Source organism: Halomonas pelophila (assembly GCF_040196315.1).
GTDB lineage: Bacteria > Pseudomonadota > Gammaproteobacteria > Pseudomonadales > Halomonadaceae > Halomonas > Halomonas pelophila.
This window is the reverse complement of sequence record NZ_JBEGCI010000013.1, coordinates 1-18,397: the sequence shown is the minus strand read 5'-3', so window position 1 is coordinate 18,397 and position 18,397 is coordinate 1. Positions and strand designations below refer to the sequence as shown.

General features: G+C 68.5%; 18 protein-coding genes and 1 tRNA gene. 6 read left to right on the top strand and 13 right to left on the bottom strand.

Going from position 1 to position 18,397, the window contains the following annotated elements; genetic code table 11:
* Window positions 1–38 precede the first annotated feature (38 nt).
* From parE to pgi, 3 genes are read right to left on the bottom strand one after another with little or no spacing between them, the layout of a single operon-like run.
* Window positions 39–1,919: a DNA topoisomerase IV subunit B gene (parE, locus tag ABE957_RS14235; RefSeq protein ID WP_349759317.1), complete on the bottom strand. Its 1,881-nt coding sequence runs from the start codon at window positions 1,917–1,919 to the stop codon at window positions 39–41.
* A 3-nt stretch (window positions 1,920–1,922) separates the two neighbouring features.
* Window positions 1,923–2,624, bottom strand: coding sequence for a YqiA/YcfP family alpha/beta fold hydrolase (locus tag ABE957_RS14230; RefSeq protein WP_349759315.1), 702 nt, complete (start codon window positions 2,622–2,624; stop codon window positions 1,923–1,925).
* Between the two features lie 28 nt (window positions 2,625–2,652).
* Window positions 2,653–4,335: a glucose-6-phosphate isomerase gene (pgi, locus tag ABE957_RS14225; RefSeq protein WP_349759314.1), complete on the bottom strand. Its 1,683-nt coding sequence runs from the start codon at window positions 4,333–4,335 to the stop codon at window positions 2,653–2,655.
* A gap of 87 nt (window positions 4,336–4,422) precedes the next feature.
* On the opposite strand from pgi, the gene cmoA reads away from it, so the two are divergent.
* Window positions 4,423–5,166, top strand: a complete 744-nt coding sequence (gene cmoA, locus ABE957_RS14220; protein ID WP_349759313.1) for a carboxy-S-adenosyl-L-methionine synthase CmoA — start codon at window positions 4,423–4,425, stop codon at window positions 5,164–5,166.
* A gap of 1 nt (window position 5,167) precedes the next feature.
* Window positions 5,168–6,160 carry a tRNA 5-methoxyuridine(34)/uridine 5-oxyacetic acid(34) synthase CmoB gene (gene cmoB, locus ABE957_RS14215; protein ID WP_349759312.1) on the top strand — a complete coding sequence of 331 codons (993 nt, stop codon included), beginning with the start codon at window positions 5,168–5,170 and terminating at the stop codon, window positions 6,158–6,160.
* 42 nt (window positions 6,161–6,202) lie between these two features.
* On the opposite strand, the gene ABE957_RS14210 is transcribed toward cmoB, so the two are convergent.
* From ABE957_RS14210 to ABE957_RS14175, 8 genes are all read right to left on the bottom strand, one after another.
* Window positions 6,203–7,273 carry an App1 family protein phosphatidate phosphatase gene (locus ABE957_RS14210; protein ID WP_349759412.1) on the bottom strand — a complete coding sequence of 357 codons (1,071 nt, stop codon included), beginning with the start codon at window positions 7,271–7,273 and terminating at the stop codon, window positions 6,203–6,205.
* A 222-nt stretch (window positions 7,274–7,495) separates the two neighbouring features.
* Window positions 7,496–8,170 carry a zinc metallopeptidase gene (locus ABE957_RS14205; RefSeq protein WP_349759311.1) on the bottom strand — a complete coding sequence of 225 codons (675 nt, stop codon included), beginning with the start codon at window positions 8,168–8,170 and terminating at the stop codon, window positions 7,496–7,498.
* Between the two features lie 132 nt (window positions 8,171–8,302).
* Window positions 8,303–9,727 carry a sulfate adenylyltransferase subunit CysN gene (gene cysN / locus ABE957_RS14200; protein WP_349759310.1) on the bottom strand — a complete coding sequence of 475 codons (1,425 nt, stop codon included), beginning with the start codon at window positions 9,725–9,727 and terminating at the stop codon, window positions 8,303–8,305.
* Window positions 9,727–10,698: a sulfate adenylyltransferase subunit CysD gene (gene cysD, locus ABE957_RS14195; protein ID WP_349759309.1), complete on the bottom strand. Its 972-nt coding sequence runs from the start codon at window positions 10,696–10,698 to the stop codon at window positions 9,727–9,729. The genes cysN and cysD overlap by 1 nt, the downstream gene beginning before the upstream one ends.
* Before the next feature lie 122 nt (window positions 10,699–10,820).
* Window positions 10,821–11,555 (bottom strand): phosphodiesterase, encoded by a 735-nt coding sequence (locus tag ABE957_RS14190; RefSeq protein ID WP_349759308.1) that lies wholly within the window; start codon window positions 11,553–11,555, stop codon window positions 10,821–10,823.
* A gap of 80 nt (window positions 11,556–11,635) precedes the next feature.
* Window positions 11,636–12,079 (bottom strand): DUF1249 domain-containing protein, encoded by a 444-nt coding sequence (locus ABE957_RS14185; RefSeq protein WP_349759307.1) that lies wholly within the window; start codon window positions 12,077–12,079, stop codon window positions 11,636–11,638.
* Between the two features lies 1 nt (window position 12,080).
* Entirely contained in the window at window positions 12,081–12,731 is a 651-nt protein-coding gene (locus ABE957_RS14180; RefSeq protein ID WP_349759306.1) for an NUDIX domain-containing protein, read from the bottom strand.
* Window positions 12,732–12,811: 80 nt separating this feature from the next.
* Window positions 12,812–13,471: a TRAP transporter TatT component family protein gene (locus ABE957_RS14175; RefSeq protein WP_349759305.1), complete on the bottom strand. Its 660-nt coding sequence runs from the start codon at window positions 13,469–13,471 to the stop codon at window positions 12,812–12,814.
* Between the two features lie 150 nt (window positions 13,472–13,621).
* Here ABE957_RS14175 and greB point away from each other — a divergent pair, with 150 nt between their 5' ends.
* Complete coding sequence (gene greB / locus ABE957_RS14170; protein ID WP_349759304.1) at window positions 13,622–14,161, top strand: transcription elongation factor GreB; 540 nt, start codon at window positions 13,622–13,624, stop codon at window positions 14,159–14,161.
* Between the two features lie 34 nt (window positions 14,162–14,195).
* On the opposite strand, the gene ABE957_RS14165 is transcribed toward greB, so the two are convergent.
* Window positions 14,196–15,200: a methyltransferase gene (locus tag ABE957_RS14165; protein WP_349759303.1), complete on the bottom strand. Its 1,005-nt coding sequence runs from the start codon at window positions 15,198–15,200 to the stop codon at window positions 14,196–14,198.
* Window positions 15,197–16,006, bottom strand: coding sequence for a methyltransferase domain-containing protein (locus ABE957_RS14160; RefSeq protein WP_349759302.1), 810 nt, complete (start codon window positions 16,004–16,006; stop codon window positions 15,197–15,199). The genes ABE957_RS14165 and ABE957_RS14160 overlap by 4 nt, the downstream gene beginning before the upstream one ends.
* A gap of 129 nt (window positions 16,007–16,135) precedes the next feature.
* On the opposite strand from ABE957_RS14160, the gene ABE957_RS14155 reads away from it, so the two are divergent.
* From ABE957_RS14155 to ABE957_RS14145, 3 genes are all read left to right on the top strand, one after another.
* A tRNA-Arg gene (locus ABE957_RS14155) sits at window positions 16,136–16,212 on the top strand.
* Window positions 16,213–16,597: 385 nt separating this feature from the next.
* Window positions 16,598–17,782: a hypothetical protein gene (locus ABE957_RS14150; protein WP_349759301.1), complete on the top strand. Its 1,185-nt coding sequence runs from the start codon at window positions 16,598–16,600 to the stop codon at window positions 17,780–17,782.
* A 210-nt stretch (window positions 17,783–17,992) separates the two neighbouring features.
* Window positions 17,993–18,211, top strand: a complete 219-nt coding sequence (locus ABE957_RS14145) for a hypothetical protein (RefSeq protein WP_349759300.1) — start codon at window positions 17,993–17,995, stop codon at window positions 18,209–18,211.
* Window positions 18,212–18,397 lie beyond the last annotated feature (186 nt).

The following is an 18,397-nucleotide window of genomic DNA, read 5'->3' as shown; positions in this document are numbered from 1 at the left end:
TGCCTTGGTGCTTGTAGCTCGATGCTCGTAGCTCAGCGCTATACCTCGATGTCCGCCAGGTTGCCGTAGTCCTCGAGCCAGCTCTTGCGATCGCCGGCGCGCTTCTTGGCCAGCAGCATGTCCATCATCTCCATGGTGCCGTCGCCGACCTCGCGGGTGAGCTGCACCAGCCGGCGGGTCTCGACCGCCATGGTGGTCTCGCGCAACTGTAACGGGCTCATCTCGCCCAGGCCCTTGAAGCGCTGCACGTTCACCGTGCCGCGCTTGCCCTCGAGCTTGCGCAGGATGGCGGCCTTCTCGCTCTCGTCCAGGGCGTAGTGCACCTCCTTGCCCAGGTCGATGCGGTAGAGCGGCGGCATGGCGACGAACACATGGCCGGCATCGACCAGCGCCGGAAAGTGACGCACGAAAAGCGCGCAGAGCAGCGTGGCGATGTGCAGGCCGTCCGAGTCGGCATCGGCGAGGATGCAGATCTTGTGGTAGCGCAGCTTGGAGAGATCCTCGCTGACCGGGTCCATGCCCACGGCCACGGCAATGTCGTGCACTTCCTGGGAGCCGTAGATGTCGTGGGACTCCACCTCCCAGGTATTGAGGATCTTGCCGCGCAGCGGCAGGATCGCCTGGCTCTCGCGGTTGCGCGCCTGCTTGGCGCTGCCGCCGGCCGAGTCCCCCTCGACCAGGAAGAGCTCGCTGGCGGCCGGGTCCTGACCCGAGCAGTCGGCGAGCTTGCCGGGCAGCGCGGGCCCCGAGGTGACCTTCTTGCGCGCCACCTTCTTCGAGCTCTTCTGGCGACGCTGGGCGGCGCTGATGACCAGCTCGGCCAGCGCCTCGGCCTGGTCGACATGGTGGTTGAGCCACAGCGAGAAGGCGTCCTTGACCACCCCGGAGACGAAGCCCGAAACGGTGCGGGACGACAGCCGCTCCTTGGTCTGGCCGGCGAACTGCGGGTCGAGCATCTTCACCGAGAGCACGTAAGAGACGCGCTCCCAGAGATCCTCGGCGGTGAGCTTGACGCCCCGCGGCAAGATACTTCGGTACTCGCAGAACTCGCGCAGGGCATCGAGCAGCCCGGCCCGCAGGCCATTGACGTGGGTGCCGCCCTGGGGGGTGGGGATCAGGTTGACGTAGCTCTCGAGCAGCGCCTCGCCCCCCTCGGGCAGCCACTGGATCGCCCAGTCCACGCCGTGCTCATCGTCGGCGAAGTGACCGACGAAGGGCGAGGCCGGCAGCACCTCGTAGCCGTCGGTGGCCTGGGCCAGGTAGTCGCGCAGGCCGTCGGCGTACTGCCAGACGCTCTGGTTGCCGTCGGGTTCGACCAGGGTGACCTTGAGGCCCGAGCAGAGCACCGCCTTGGCGCGCAGCAGATGCTTGAGGCGCGAGAGGGACAGTTTCGGGCTGTCGAAGTAGCTCTCCTCAGGCCAGAAGCGCACCAGGGTGCCGCGGGCGCGCTTGGGCGCGCTGCCGATCACCTGCAGGGGGGAGGCCTTGTCGCCGTGCTCGAAGGCCATGCCGTGGCGGCTGCCGTCGCGCAGCACCTCGATCTCCAGGCGCTTGGAGAGCGCGTTGACCACCGAGACCCCGACGCCGTGCAGGCCGCCGGAGAAGCGGTAGCTCGACTGGGAGAACTTCCCGCCGGCGTGCAGCCGGGTCATGATCAGCTCGACACCGGAGACGCCATGCTCCGGGTGGATGTCGATGGGCATGCCGCGGCCGTCGTCGGAGACCTCGACGCCACCGTCCTCGAAGAGGCGAACGGTGATCGCCCCGGCATGACCGGCCAGCGCCTCATCGACGCTGTTGTCGATGACTTCCTGGACGAGGTGATTGGGCCGCGAGGTATCGGTGTACATGCCGGGGCGCTTGCGCACCGGCTCGAGGCCGGAGAGGACCTCGATGGAGCTGGCACTGTATTGCGTCATGCATCACCCAAAGTGGTTTCGATCGTTCGTGTCGCCCGGGACATTGGCACCCGGGACGCCGGCGGCCTGGATGCCGGGGGCCTCGCGGCCGGCGAGCCGCGCCGCCGTCAGGGCGTGGCCGCCGTGGGCGAGAATCGCCGGCAGGTAGTCCGCCAGGGCCGCGAAGCCGTGATCCCCCTGCGGGTGCAGGATGACTCGCGCGCCCCGGTAGAGGGCGAAGGCCCGCCGGGGATCCAGGGTCTCGTCGGCCGTGCCCAGCAGCAGCAGATAGCGCTCCGCCGTGACCCGCTCGGGCGTCAGGGCCTCGAGCTCCTCGAGATGCGCGGCCTCGATGGCGAAGCGCTCGCCGGTGTAGGCGTTGTCGAAGCGCTGGCCGACCCAGTCCGCCACCAGCGTGGCCGGCGCTACCGCCGGGTTGATCAGCACCCCCGGCAGGTCGTGGCGCTCGGCGATCAGGGTGGCCAGAAAGCCGCCCATGGAGCTGCCCGCCACCAGCGGGGCCGGCCCCAGATCGGCGAGTCGCGCCTCGGCGCAGGCCAGGGCCGCCTCGGGGCGGTGCGGCAGCTGCGGCGTGGCGCAGGGCAGCCCGAGCCGCGCGCAGGCCTCGCGCACCAGGCCCGCCTTGGGCGAACCGCTACCGCTGTTGAAACCGTGCAGGTAGAGCACCCCGCTGGCCGCCGGCCGCTCCCGGGCGGCGCTCAGCATACCGCAACCCCTGTACATGCAGCCAGTATCATCGCGACCCGCGCTCCGCCGCCCAGGCGGCCTCGATCAGCCCCCGGGTGGAGTCGTCCATGGTTGCGACGTCGGCGTGATGCTCGAGGATGCGCTGGGTCTCGCCGGCGATCTGCTTGCCGAGCTCCACGCCCCACTGGTCGAAGGGATTGATGTCCCAGATGGTCGCCTGGACGAACACCTTGTGCTCGTAGAGGGCGATCAGCGCCCCCAGGGTCGCCGGCGTCAGCCGCTCGAGCAGCAGGGTGCTGGAAGGCTGGTTGCCACGATAGCGCTTGTGCACCGGGCGCGGCCCGTCCTCCTCGATGGCCTCGTCGCCGAGCATCAAGGCTCGGGACTGGGCGAAGCAGTTGGCGAGCGTCAGGCGATGCTGGCCCATCAGGTGGTCGCGGGTGGCCGGGTCCTCGACGTCCTCGTAGCGCACCAGGGGGGCGATGAAGTCGCACTCCACCGCCTGGGTGCCCTGGTGGAGCAGCTGATAGAAGGCATGCTGGGCATTGGGGCCGAGCTGGCCCCACAGCACCGGGCAGGTGGAGTAGCCGACGGCCTGGCCGTCGTGGGTCACCGACTTTCCGTTGGACTCCATCTCCAGCTGCTCGAGATAGGCGGCGAAGTACTCCAGCCGCCCATCGTAGGGCAGGATCGAGTGGGCGCGGACGTCGAGGAAGTTGACGTTCCAGATCCCCGCCAGGGCCAGCAGCACCGGCAGGTTGTCCTCGAGGGGCGCCTCGCGGAAGTGAGTGTCCAGGGCGTGGGCGCCGGCCAGTAGCTCGCGGAACTGCGCCATGCCCACCGCCAGGGCGATGGGCAGGCCGATGCCGCCCCACAGCGAATAGCGCCCCCCGACCCACTCCCAGAACTCCAGCTGGTGCGCCTCGGCGATACCCCACTCGTTCATCTTCTCGGGGCTCGCCGAGATGCCGATGAAGTGCTGGTGCATGACCAGCTCGGCATCGACGCCCTCCTCGCGGCCCTCACCCATGAGGCGCGCCATCAGCCAGTCCCGGGCGGTGCGGGCGTTGGAGAGGGTATCGATGGTGGTGAACGACTTCGACGAGAGCACGAAGAGCGTGGTCTCGGGGTTGAGCCGCGCCAGATAGTCGGCGAGCTGGGAGCCGTCCATGGTGGAGGCGAAGTGCACGTCGACGGCGTGCACGCCCCGGGGCCGGTAGTCGGCCAGGGCGTGGGTCACCATCAACGGCCCCAGGTCGGAGCCGCCCACGCCGAGGTTGACCACGTCGCGGATCGCCTTGCCGGTGGCGCCCCGCCACTGCCCGGCGTGGAAGCGCTCGACCATGGTTTCCATGCGCTCCAGGGTCGCGTGCACCGAGGGCACCAGGTCCTCACCCTCCACCACCAGGCTCGCCTCGGGCGGCAGCCGCAGGGCGGTGTGCAGGGCCGGACGGTCCTCGCTGCGATTGACCCGCTCGCCTTCGAGCAGCGCGCGGATCGCCTCGGGGACCTTGGCCTCCCGGGCGAGGTCGAGCAGCTTGGTCAGAGTCTCGGCGTCCCAGCGCTGCTTGGAGAGATCCAGGGTCAGGCCCGCCGCCTGGCGGGTGAAGGCTCCATGGCGCCCCGACTCACCGGCGAAGAGTTCGCTCAGGTGCGTGGCACGCATCCCCTCGGCGTGGTCGGCCAGGGCCTGCCAGGCAGCACCCTGGTCGATGGTGGGCTCTATCATGGGCGTCTCCTGAACGTCCTGTCGTGCAGCCGATGCGGGCGAGGCGTAGAATGGCGCCCCCTTACCCCATGATATCCGGCCTGTTCCATGAGTGACGCATCTTACCGTGACGCGATCTTTTCGACACCCCTAGACCGGGTGGCGCGCTTCTCCTTCGACGAGCAGGTCGTCGCCTGCTTTCCCGACATGATCCGCCGCTCGGTGCCGGGATACGGCCAGATACTCGGAATGCAGGGCGTGATCGCCGGGCGCCACCTGCGCCACGGCGCCCAGGTCTATGACCTCGGCTGCTCGCTGGGCGCCGCCGGCCTGGCGCTCGCCGGGACCCTCGCGCCGGACGCCTTTCGCTACACCGGCGTGGATCTCTCCCCGGCCATGGTCGCGCGGGCCCGGGAGACCCTGGCGGCGGAGTGTCCCGATCACGCCATGGAGGTGCTCGAGGGCGATATCCGCCAGCTGGAGTACGCCCCCGCCGGCATGATCGTGCTCAACTTCACCCTGCAGTTTCTCGCCCCGGAGGATCGCGACGCGGTGATCTCCCGTCTCTTCGACGCCCTGGAGCCCGGCGGCGTGCTGGTGCTCTCCGAGAAGATCAAGGCCGCCGACGAGCAGGAGAACGCCTGGCTGGTAGAGCGCTACCACGACTTCAAGCGCGCCAACGGCTACAGCGAGATGGAGATCAGCCAGAAGCGCACGGCGCTGGAAAACGTGCTGGTACCGGATACCCTGGCGGGGCACCACGAGCGCCTGGCCCGGGCCGGCTTCTCCCGCGCCCACACCTGGTTCCAGTTCCTCAACTTCGCCTCGCTGATCGCCTTCAAGGACGCCTGACATGCCGATCGCGCCGGAACACCGCGACCTCTACTGCGCCTTCCTCGACCAGGGCCTCGACACCTGGCTGGCTCGCCTGCCCGACCAGCTGGCCCGGGGGCTGGATCGCCAGCGCTACGGCGATCTGCCGGCCTGGGAGAAGGCCGTGGCCAAGCTGCCCGCGCTGCCCGAGGCGCGCCGCGTCGACCTCGATCATGACACGGTAAGCGTCGAGGCCGAGCTGAGCGAGAGTCAGCGCCGCCAGGCCGAGAACCTGCTGCGTAAGCTCATGCCCTGGCGCAAGGGACCCTTTTGCCTCGGCGGCGTGCACATCGACACCGAGTGGCGCTCGGACTGGAAGTGGCAAAGAGTCGCCACCCACCTGGCGCCGCTCGCCGGCCGCCGGGTGCTCGACGTGGGCGGCGGCAGCGGCTATCACGCCTGGCGCATGGCCGGGGCCGGCGCCGCCTTCGTGCTGGTGATCGACCCCTCGCCGCGCTTCTTCTGGCAGTTCCGGGCGGTGCGCCACTTCGTCGGCAACGCCGACGGCCACCGCACCCACTTCCTGCCGGTGGGCATCGAGGACGTCCCCGAGCGGCTCGCCTTCTTCGACACGCTGTTCTCCATGGGCGTGCTCTACCACCGCCCCTCGCCGCTGGAGCATCTCGTGCAGCTCAAGGAGGCCCTGCGCCCGGGTGGCGAGCTGGTGCTGGAGACCCTGGTGGTCGAGGGCGACGCCACCACGGTGCTGCTGCCCGGGGAGCGCTATGCCGCCATGCCCAACGTTTACTTCCTGCCCTCCTCCGCGGCGCTCTGCCAGTGGCTCGAACGCTGCGGCTTTTATAACGTGCGGGTGGTAGACGAGGCGGTAACGACCACGGACGAGCAGCGCGCCACCGAGTGGATGACCTTCCAGTCGCTGGCCGACTTCCTCGACCCCAACGACCCGACCCGCACCCGGGAGGGCTACCCCGCCCCGCGCCGCGCGGTGGTCATGGCTAACCGGCCCAGCTGAGTCCCGAGGCGCGATCGCGAGAAGCTATGGGCAGACTCGGCCTCAGGCGGCATCCTCGGGTCCCTTATCCTCAGATGCTGCGGCCGCCTCGCGGCGCACGGCCTCGAGGCCGTAATCAGAGATGAAGCCGCTCGCCTGGGCATGTTCGGCGATCAGCACGCTGTCGGCGGCCAGTACCAGGTCGCAGTGGGTGTGGCGTAGCTGGTCGCAGAGCCGCTGGATGGCACGCTGGCGATCATCCCGCTGCTCCACGCGCCGGATGTAGATGGCCTTGATGCGCCCGGGGTGGGCCTCGACGATGCGGGTATAGACCTCGGGGTCGTGCTGTCCGCTGTCGCCGATCAGCACGCAGGGCACCCCCTCGAAGGTCGCCAGCATGCGGCTGATCAGCTGCTGCTTGTGATCCTCGGCCCGACGCGGCAAGGGGTGGCGCAGGGAGATGCCCCACTCGCGCAGGAACAGGATCGGCCCGACCGGAATGCGATTGAGCTGGAAGAAGGTCTCCAGCATCTCGTAGATCGCCCAGGGGCCCCGCGACACATAGAGGATGGGGCGCTCGCCCCGATCGTCGGCGCCGCGGTGCAGGGCCTGGTAGAGTGCCGCCACGCCGGGAAAGGCCATGCGCTGATCGGGCTGCTCGATGAACAGCCGATAGAGCATGCGCAGCTTGTCGGCCACGCCGGTGTACATCACGGTATCGTCGATGTCGCTGATCACCAGCAGGTCGGTCTCGGGCGACGGGATGAAGACCTCCACGCTGGCACGCACCGGCCCCTCCTCGGCCGCCGTGACCCACAGCTCGGCGACATGCCAGACCCCATTGCGGGGCAGTGCGGCCTCGAGGGGCAGCCGGGCATCGAAGTAGCCGTCGCGGTCGGTGGTCACGGCCACCCGATTGTCGCCCAGGCGGATATCGACGCTGGCCTCGGCCACGCCCCGTCGGGCGATGCGTCGTGCCACGTCGACCAGGTCGCGCAGGAAGCCGCGACGCGGCAAGCCCCGACTCAGCGGCGCCTGACGAAACACGCGCCCCGTGAGGAAGGCCTCTCGCCGCGAGCCGTAGCCCCGATAGGGCGTGACCGTCAGGCCGCCGTGCCCCTGGCGGTGCTTCATCGGCCGAGCCACCACACCCACCAGCCGCTTGACGAACAGGGCGGCGCGCCGAAGCGTCGGCGTCACGCCGACCTCCCTGTCGCGTGATCGAGTCGCGTCGTGCCGCTCATGGTCGGGTGCTCCGAGTCGTGTCGATGCCCCCAGCCTACCCCCGGCCCGGCCGGTGTCGCATCTCACGCCGGTCAACGCCACGACGGCGGTCGGCCGTCGGCCGCGCGGCGCCTAGCGCCGCAGGATCACCAGCCAGCGCCCCAGATTGAGGACGCTGGCCAGCGAGGCGGCCACGTAGGTGAAGGCGCAGGCGGTGAGCACGTGGCGGGCTCCGGCCATGTCGCGGGCCGGGATGTACTCGGCGAGCAGCGGCAGGGCCCGCCCGAAGCTGGCATCGAACTCCACCGGCAGGGTCACCAGGTGCACCAGCGCGGCGGTGCCGAAGCTGATCACCGCCAGGGCCACCACGACGATCAGGCCGCCGGGCAGGCGCGTCAGCACGAACAGGAAGGGCGCGGCCATCATCAGTAGCGCCCCGACCTTCTCGGCCTTCTGCGCCACGGCCACCAGGCGCGAGCGGGCCAGCAGCGGTGCATAGCCGTCCCGGTGCTGGATGGCATGGCCCACCTCGTGGGCCGCTACCGTCACCGCCGTGAGCGAGCGCCCGGTGTAGTGCTCCTGGGAGAGCCGCACCCGGCGCGCCTCGGGATCATAGTGATCGCCCTGGTCGGTCACCTCGACACGCACGCCCTCGAGGCCGAGTCGCCGAATGAGGTGCTCGGCGAGCTCGCCCCCGGTGCCGGGGTACTCCTTGCGCCCCCGAGCATGACGGGCAAGCACCCACTTCGCCCAGAGGTTAGGCAGCAGGAAGAGGGCCAGCAGCAGGGCGATTGCCAGGACGATCATCGGGCGGGCTCCAAAGCGGGGTCAGATCATTGGACCCAGCCTACCAGAGCCGGTTTCCCAACCGCCTGCCCCAGACGACAACGAGCCCGACGACACAGGTCGCCGGGCTCGTGTATGGCCGGATTCATCGGGCTACTTGAGCAGCTCGCGAAGGTCCTTCGCCTCCCAGTGCGGGAAGTACTTGCGCACCAGGGCGTTGAGCTCCAGCTCGAAGCCGGCCCAGTCCACCTCGCCGGTCGGACGGCTGCCCGGCTGGGCGACGGCGCGGATCATCCCCGCGCCCACCGTGACGTTGGTGAGCCGGTCGATGACGATGAAGCTGCCGGTGCCGGGGCTCGTGCCATAGTCGTCCAGCGCCACCTCGGCGGTCAGCTCGACCCGGCAGCGGGCGATGGCGTTGAGTTCAAGGCGCTCGGCCGGATGGCGCGCCTGGCTGTTGACGTCGACCTGGTGGAGGATCTCGCCGACCCGGCCCGCCACGGAGCGCCCGGCCAGGCGGATGTCGACCGGCCGCCCGGGGACGAGGGGCTCGTCGTGCATCCACACGATGTCGGCCTCGAAGGCATCGGCCAGGGCCACCTCGGCATCCGCGGCGACGATCCAGTCGCCGCGCGAGATATCGACCTCATCGCTCAGGGTGACGGTGATCGCCTGACCCGGCCAGGCGATATCCAGGTCGCCATCGAAGGTGACGATCCGCTCCACCGTCGAGGTCCGCCCGGAGGGCAGCACCTTGACCGCCTGCCCCGGGCGCAGGATGCCCGCCTCCAGAGTGCCGGCGTAGCCGCGGAAGTCGAGATCGGGGCGGTTGACGATCTGCACCGGCAGGCGCAGGTCGGTCAGGTTGCGATCGCGACTGATCTCGACGCTCTCCAGCAGCTCGAGCAGCGGCGGACCGGCGTACCAGGGGGTCTTGTCGCTCGGATTGACGACGTTGTCGCCCTCCAGCGCCGAGAGCGGCACGAAGCGGATGTCGGGGGCGTCGAGCTGCTCGGCGAAGGCGCGATACTCGGCGACGATCTCCTCGAAGCGCGCCTCGTCGAAGCCGACCAGGTCCATCTTGTTGACCGCGATCACCAGGTGCTGGATGCCCAGCAGGTCGGCGATGAAGCTGTGCCGACGGGTCTGGGTCTGCACGCCGTAGCGAGCATCGATCAGGATGATCGCCAGGCTCGCCGTGGAGGCCCCGGTCGCCATGTTGCGGGTGTACTGCTCGTGGCCCGGGGTGTCGGCGATGATGAACTTGCGCTTGTCGGTGGAGAAGAAGCGGTAGGCCACGTCGATGGTGATGCCCTGCTCCCGCTCGGACTGCAGGCCATCGACCAGCAGCGCCAGGTCCACCGCCTCGCCGGTGGTGCCGCTCTTCTTCGAGGCCTGGGTGATCGCCGCCAGCTGGTCGTCGAAGATCATCTTGGAGTCATGCAGCAGCCGGCCGATCAGGGTCGACTTGCCGTCGTCGACGCTGCCGCAGGTGATGAAGCGCAGCAGGTCCTTGTTCTCGTGCTCGTGCAGGTACTGCTCGATGTTGTCGGCGATCAGATTGGACTGGTGTGACATCAGAAATACCCCTCGCGCTTCTTCTTCTCCATGGAGCCGGCCTGATCGTGGTCGATGGCGCGGCCGCTGCGCTCGCTGGTGCGGGTGAGCAGCATCTCCTGGATGATCTCGGGCAGGGTGGCCGCCCGGGACTCCACGGCGCCGGTCAGCGGGTAGCAGCCGAGGGTGCGGAAGCGCACCCACTTCTCCTCGGGCACCTCGCCCTCGGCCAGCGGCAGGCGCTCGTCGTCGACCATGATCTGCATGCCGTCGCGCTCCACCACCGGACGCGGCGCGGAGAAATAGAGCGGCACGATGGGGATGCCCTCGAGATGGATGTACTGCCAGATATCCAGCTCGGTCCAGTTGGAGAGCGGGAAGGCGCGGATCGACTCGCCCTTGTTGACCCGGGCGTTGTAGAGGTTCCACAGCTCCGGGCGCTGGTTCTTGGGGTCCCAGCGGTGGTGGCGATCGCGGAAGGAGAACACCCGCTCCTTGGCGCGGCTGGCCTCCTCGTCACGGCGCGCCCCGCCGAAGGCGGCGTCGAAGCCGTACTTGTCCAGTGCCTGCTTGAGGGCCGCGGTCTTCATCACGTCGGTGTAGCCGCTGGAGCCGTGGTCGAAGGGGTTGATGCCGGCGGCGCGCCCCTCCTCGTTGATGTGCTCGATCAGCTCCATGCCGGATTCCGCGGCCATGCGATCGCGGAACTCGATCATCTCGCGGAACTTCCAGGTGGTGTTGACGTGCATCAGCGGGAACGGCGGCGGCCCGGGGTAGAAGGCCTTGCGCGCCAGATGCAGCATCACCGAGGAGTCCTTGCCGATGGAGTAGAGCATCACCGGGTTGGCAAACTCCGCCACCACCTCGCGGATGATGTGGATCGACTCGGCCTCGAGCTGCTGCAGGTGGGTGAGGCGCTGGCGCGACGGCGTCGGGTCGCCGACGGCGGCCTCCACGGCGCTCTCGCGGGACGGTGCGGAAAGATGGCTCATGGCCCGGCTACCTCGCATGACGTTGGGCGGGAGAGATCATGCGAGACAGGGTAACCCCGGGGCGGTAATAACCCAAAAGAATCAATAACTATCTTTTTATACTCATTTCAACTGCTCGAGCCTCACAGGACGACGCGTGCCACCCGGGTCTCGAGCGCACCGGGGCCGAGGTCGAGGAGGCGATAGCCGGGGCGGGCGGCCTCGTCGAGGGCGAAGGTGGTGGCGCCGGGCAGGAACTGGTCGCTGGCGGCGGGGCAGCCGTAGACCACCACCTGCCGACCGGCCAGGGTCTTGGCGCCCTCGAAGGCCTGGTGGACGTGGCCGAAACACACCGCCCGTACCCGGTGATGCAGGGCAATGAGGCGCCAGAAAGCCTCGGCGTCGGCCAGGCCGATCGCGTCGAGCCAGGCCGTGCCGATGGCCAGCGGTGGGTGGTGCATGATCAGAAGCGTCGGGCGATCGTCACCGGCGAGCCTCGCGTCCAGGGCCGCCAGCCGCTCGGGGCCCAGCTCGCCGCCCTCGCGACCGCGGACCTGGGTATCCAGCAGCAGCGCGCGCCAGTCGCCCAGGTCGAGCTCGGCGGGCAGCGCCCGACGCTCGGCCATCAGGTCGGTGCGGTCGTGGTTGCCCGGCAGCCAGCACCAGGGGGCGTCGAGCCGTGAAAGCGTCCGCTCGGCCAACTCATAGGAGGCCGCCGACTCGTCCTGGCTGATATCGCCGCTGACCACCACCCGATCCGGGCGCTCGCGGTTGACCGCCTCGACCACGGCATCGAGCTGGCGCAGCGGCACGCCGATCCGGCCGCGCGCCTCGGGGGCGGCATAGAGGTGGCAGTCGGTAATCTGGATCAGGCGCATCGGGACGAATCTCTTGATCGAACAGGCAACGGGTCGGGGATTCGGCGCGCGTGCCGGACGGTGGCCCGACGGGGGCGTCGTCAGGGCAGCTGCGGCAGGTCGGAGTGGCCGTGGGCCAGCCCGTGCTCCAGCCATTCGCCGAGGAAGCGGTTAAGCTGCAGCTTCTCGTCGGGCTGGTGCATGCGCGCATTGGGATAGCGGTAGCGGCCGTGGAAGTGGCGCTGACGCTGGAAATCGGTGACCTCGGCCATGCGCACGTCGTGGTAGAGATGCACGCGCATGCGTGGCGACTCGATGACGGCATCGAGCACCCCGCGCTGGGACACGCGCACGATACTGGTGTAGGGCGCGCGCTCCTGAAGCTCGAGACAGAGCGCGCCCAGGCGACGCCCCCGGTTGACCAGCGCCACCTCGCGGGTCTCGCCGGCCTCCAGGTCGCCCAGCAGCCGGCTAAGGCGAATGAAGTTGGCCGCGCATTCACCCTGCAGGGTCTTCAGGTCGGTGACATAGGCGTTTCTCGGCACGCTACCTCCTTGCTCGCAACGATGCACGCTCACCGGCCAGCCACTGGAAGGCGATCAGGCACATGGCATTGTCGAGTCGTCCGGCCTGCAGGAGTTCCCAGGCACGAAGGAACGGTAGCACATGCACGCGGATATCTTCGTGTTCCTCGTCCAGCCCGTGCACGCCGCCGAGGCCGCGGCTGTCGACCAGCCCGCAGAACAGGGTGACGCGCTCGTCGCAGGCGCCGGGGCTCGGGTAGTAGGCGTGCAGTTCGATCAGCTCGCCCACCGCGCAGCCGGCCTCCTCCATGGCCTCGCGGCGGGCCACCTCGGCGGCACTCTCGCCGCGCTCGACCAGCCCGGCGACCACCTCGAGCTTCCAGGGGGAGGCGGGATCGTCGAGGGCACCGGCGCGGAACTGCTCGATCAACACCACGGCGTCGCGTTCCACGTCGTAGAGCAACACGCCCACCGCGTCGTGGCGATGGTGCACCTCGCGCACCATGCGACCGCTCCAGCCGCCCTCGAAGAGACGGTGACGCAGATGGAGCGCCTCCAGGCGGAAGAACCCCTCGTACAGGCAGCGCCGTTCTTCCAGCTCCACGTCGGCCGCCGTGAAGGGCAGCTCGCGGGTGAGGTCATGCTCGTCTGCAGGCGGGCGCGTAACGCTCATGCCGGTCTCCCGATCGCACAAAGGACCCATTATCGGGACCGCGGACAGGAATGCCAACCACCCTTCCCCGTCGTGCCCCCTCAGAGGCGCGCGAGTAGCGCCCTGGCGTCGTCGCGCAGCGCCTCGTCGGAGAGCGGGCGAGTCGCGCGGGCCGTGCCTTCGATGGCGCGACGGGCATGCTCACGGGCCTCGTCGCTTCGGCCCTCGTCCTCGAGGAAGGCGGCGTAGTAGAAGTGAACGTCGATCCCCTCGGGACGGATCGACAGGGCCCGCTGGAACATCCGCTCGGCGGTCTCGGCGTCGCCGAAGGCCACCGGCCAGCCGGGCGCCCGATCGTAGAGGGCCCCCAGGGTCACCCAGGTGGAGCCGTGGTGCCCCTCGGGGTCGAGCTCGACGGCGCGCTCCAGCACCTCGCGCGCCTGCTTGGCCGAGCCGAGTGCGGAAAGCCCGCCGGCCGCCCGCGCATGGGAGGCCAGAACGATTCCCCGCCAGACCAGCACCGGGCTCTGCCGGGGATAGGCCTCGGCGAGGGCACTGCTCTCATCCGCCAGCGACTCGAGCGCGGACTCGCGGCGATCCTCGGGCATTTCGGTAGTGATCTGCTCCCAGCGGTGGCGCAGCTCACTCACCTCGTGGTCCCAGGTCTGGGGCGAGGTCTGGGCCTGTGCCAACGAGGCGGCGAGCAGTGCCGGGCCGAGTACGGCGGCGAGAACGATGGCGGACAGTGAACGACGATGCATGGCGGGACTCCCTGGCGGATTGTTGTTGTGATGGCGTCACCCGCAATGTAACGAACGTTCGAATGAACTACCAGGCGAGCGAGGGGCAACGTGGCATGCGCCGAGGCGATGGCGTATCTTGCCCCTCTCGATCGAAGGAGGACGCAACGGATGAAGGGCCGCAACATGACGCGCTGGCGCGACCCCGCCAAGGACCCGCGTCAGGAACCCAAGAGCAACCTGATCACCGCCGAGGGGGCCGAACGACTGCGCGGCATCCTCGACCACCTGTCGCGGGTCAAGCGCCCCGACCTCTCGACCAAGGTGGGCGAGGCGGCAGCGCTGGGCGATCGCAGCGAGAACGCCGACTACACCTATAACAAGAAGGAGCTCAACCGGGTCATCGCGCGCATCCGCTATCTCACCAAGCGCCTCGACGAGCTCACGGTGGTGGATCGCCTCCCCGGGAATACCGGCAAGGTCTTCTTCGGCGCCTTCGTCACCCTGGAGGACGAGGAAGGCGAGGAGCTCGCCATCCGCATCGTCGGCCACGACGAGACCGATACCACCAGGCGCTGGATCAGCGTGGATGCCCCGCTGGCGAAGGCGCTGCTGGGCAAGGGGCTCGACGACGAGGCCACGGTGGCCGCGCCGGGCGGCGAGACCACCTACCTGATCACCGATATCGCCTATCGCGACCCGCAGGCCTGATCAAGCACTGATCAGGCCCTGATCAGCCCCTCGATCAGGCCTTGACCGCCCGATAGACCCGGAAGCGCCGATCGTCGGCCAGGATCTCGAAGCCGCCGAAGGCGCGAGTCAGCAGGTCCGGATAGGGCAGGAAGGCATTGGCCACCAGCAGCAACTGGCCGCCGGGCTTCAGGTGCTCCGGCGCCTCGCGAATCAGCCGCCCCGCCGGGCCATAGTCGATGGCCCGCTCCTGGTGGAAGGGCGGATTGCTGATGATGGCGTCGAAGCGTCGGGTACCCAGGGCCGAGTAGACGTCGCTCGCCAGCGCCTCGCCGGCCAGTCCGTTGGCCTCGAGCGTGCGCCGGGTCGCCTCCACCGCGAAGCCGTTGACGTCCGTCGCGGTGACCCGCGCACCGCGCCGCGCCAGCCAGGCGGCGAGGATGCCGTCGCCGCAGCCGAGATCCAGGATATCGCCCCGTCCCTTATCCAGCGCCTCTTCCAGTGCTTCAGGCAGCTCGCCCAGCAGCAGCCGAGTGCCGTCGTCGAGCTTGCCGTGGCCGAACACCCCCGGGTGACTGGAAAGCCGCAGGCCCTCGGCCTCGAAGCTCATCCAGGCCTCGTCGGGATCGATCCCCACCCGATCCAGGCGGGTCGCGTAGAGGCCGCAGCGCCGGGCACTGTCCACCTTGCGACAGCCAAGCCCCAGCGCCGCCAGCACCTTGAGGACCCGTTTGATGCCGCCCTGATTCTCGCCGACCAACTGCAGCGGGGTGCCCGGCGGCAGGTGGGTGCAGAGCCACAGCAGCCACCATTCGCCCAGCGCATGACTCTTGGGCCAGAACAGCACCACGCCCGAAGGCGCCGCGTCGACGGCCTCGAAGGGCGAGGCCGTCGGGAGCCCCCGGGCCTGCCAGGCCGTGCGCACCGCCTGGTCGGCCGAGAGCAGGCTGCCCTGCCCCGTCTCCAGCCAGGCGTCCCTGGGCGGCGCCACCCAGAGCCAGCCGCGGTAGTCGAAAGCCTGTCGCTCCAGCAGCTGGCAGACGGGGGTCTCGGCACTCATGGTGTGGGCTCCTGTGCGGGATGGATCGGGCGCTCCAGGGTGTAGAGCAGGTAGCGGCCAAGCCGCCAGTGGGGATCGACCCGGCAGTAGCGGTGCTCGAGCGTCAGCAGGCGGTCGCGATCGGCCTCGTTCTCCGGCGGGTGTCGCAGGTAGTCGGAAAACACTCGGATGCCCGCCACCTCACGGATCACGAGATCGTTCTCGGCGCTCCAGGCCTCAACCTGCCCATGGGTCAGCGGCGAGATCGGCGTCAACCGCTTGCGAAGCCCCTTGCCCTCCAGGCGGTCGGCCAGGGCCTTCTCCAGGTTCCCCTTGACGACGTTGGAGAGCCTGAGCGCGTCGCGATTGAACACCATCAGCGAGACCTGCCCGCCTGGGGCAAGCAGGCTCGCCAGGGTGGCCAGGGCACCGCGCGGGTCGGCCAGCCACTCCAGCACCGCATGGCAGGCGATCAGCGACCAGGGCCCGGGGGCCTGCTCGGGCAGGGCCTGCAGCGGCGCCTGATGAAAGGTGACGTTCTTGCCGGCCAGGTGCTCCCTGGCCCGCGCGAGCATCTCGCCGGAGGGCTCGGCCAGGGTCACGGCGTGACCGCGCCCGGCGAACCAGCCGGCCAGTTGACCGAGCCCACCACCGACGTCGAGCAGCGGCTGGCCGTCGAGATCAAGCATCTCGGGCAGCAGGCGATCGAGCAGCGCCAGGCGCAGCTCGCCGCGGGCGCCGCCGTAGAGGCTCGCGGCGAACTTGTCGGCCAGGCCGTCGAAGTGGCGATCGCCAGCCGGCGAGAGAGGAGAGACGGGTTCGGTCATGCCGGCCACCGGAAGCGAAGATGGGCGCATTCTACCCGGGAATCGCGCCGGACTCATGGCCCGGGGCACTGCCCGGGGGCGGCGCGGGTTTATCTCGGCGGGTCAGGCGCTTATAATGCGCTGCGTTGCGCCCCCATAGCTCAGCTGGATAGAGCGTCCCCCTCCTAAGGGGAAGGTCTCAGGTTCGAATCCTGATGGGGGCGCCACTCCCCTCCTGCACCGTCTTACCCTGCCCATTTCCTGCTCTGTCCCCTGTGGCGATCCGTCCCACATACGGCGACGTCGTACCATCCGTGCCTCCTCGATCGTCATCGAGATTCTCTGCGCCACGATGCCGTCATGTTGATTCATCGCAAGACAATAATATGCTCTTAATCCATATAAATGGCAGATGTTGTCGCTTTTTTGATTAAAAAACGTGGTTTTTACCGTTCAATGAGACAAATCAAGTTTTAAGCTCTTGCTTATATGGGAAGCCCGCCGAGGGATGGTTAGCATATCAACCATCGGCGGCACCGGGATCATCAGGGGAGCCATGGACGTCGCCGACTCCCCCGCTTCGGCGGTGAACCTGCAGAAGGAAACGACCCGATGACATCTCACGTCTCCCTCAAGAGCGCCTCATGCTTCGCAGCCAGCGCCCTCACCATGGCCATCGCCGGCGCCGCCCACGCCGTGGACATCGAGGTCGGCGACACCACCGCCAGCATCTATGGCTACGCCAAGCTGGACATGATCTACGACATGGACAACGAGCTTGGCGACCTGGTGGCTCGCCCGCGGATCCTGATCGACGATCAGCAAGGCAGCGACGGTCACACCACCCTGCACGCCTACCAGTCGCGCCTGGGCTTCAAGACGGCCACCCCGGCCGGCGATAGCCAACTCGTCACCCGCGTGGAAGTCGACTGGTTCGATAACGCGCCGGAGGGTGGCGATCTGCGACTTCGTCACGCCTACGGCAGCTGGAACGGCGTGCTGGCGGGCAAGACCTGGACCAACTTCGGCAGCCGGCTGGGCAAGACGCCGACCATCGACCTCGCGCCTCAGCCGGGCCAGAGCAAGATCGGCCGCAAGGCGCAGCTGCGCTACTCCTGGGGCCAGTGGCACCTTGCCCTGGAGAACCCCGACGCCGAGGATTATCGGGACGGCGTGGCGGCCAGCTTCAATGACAAGCGCGGCATCTATCGGGAAGCCGACGATGCCAAGACCGGCCTGCCCGACCTGACGCTGCGCTACCAGAGCCGGGCCGCGGGGGTCGACTACTCGGCCTCGGCCCTGCTGCGTCAGCTGGAGGTCGAAAGCGAGGATGGCCTGTCAGGCATCGACGATAGCGCCACCGGCTGGGGCCTGAACCTGGCGGCGCGCTATCGGGCCAGCGAGCGCCTGACCCTGCGCGGCGCGCTGACCTACGGCGACGGCATCGGCGAATACCTACAGAACAACCCCTCGGCCCCGGGCTACCTCTCCGAGGGTGAGATCGACACCGTCACCGCCTGGGGCGCCAACGTCGGCATGAGCCTCAGGACTGGTCCTGGCGCCATCAACCTGGGTTACGGCATCTCGAGCGCCGACCTGGACGATGCCCGCGAGGCCGGCATCGCCGGCGTGGAGGGCGCCAACGAACAGTTCGAGGCACTGCACCTCAATTACATCTGGTCACCGATCGAACGCGTCAGCTACGGCCTGGAGGCCGGTTACCACACCCGCGAGGTGGTCGACGGCCGCGACGGCGACGCTTTGCGCCTGCAGGGCATGGTGAAGTACCGCTTCTGAGGCCGACGCGGGGTACTGGCTGGCGGGGCCTCGAGGTCACTCGATAAGCAGTCGCTCCGCCTGTGAGCCGCGGAACATGGCCGGGTGATGGATCCAGTGCCATAGTGCAAGAGGGTCCATTGCCCGCTGTAAGGAACGCGAGCAGGGAGACACCAAGTGAACAGGACCTGGCGGCAGGTCCTGACCATTTCGTCACACGAGAGGTGCCCCATGAACATCAAGACGCTGACTGCCGGCTTCCTGACCCTGCTGCTGATGGGCGGCGCCGCGCAGGCCATGGATTCCGCGGCCATCGAGGAGCACATGGCCAAGATCAACGAACAATACGTCAAGACGTCCGAGCAGGAGGGCGAAGTCGAGGCGCTCGAGCAGAAGGTCGAGGCACTGGAGGAAATGATCCAGATGATGCTCGACGACTCGGATTCTTGACGACCATCGGGCCCTCGATGCCTGATAACGTAACGCCTGACAAAGAGGCCCCCAGCGCCTTCACTGAACTGCACCCCGAAAGTTGGACCCCCAATCCAACCTTCGGGGTGTTTTTATGAGCAAACGATACGACGAGTGGTTCAAACTGCAGGTGGCGCAGCAGTGTTTGCACGATGGCACCAGCTT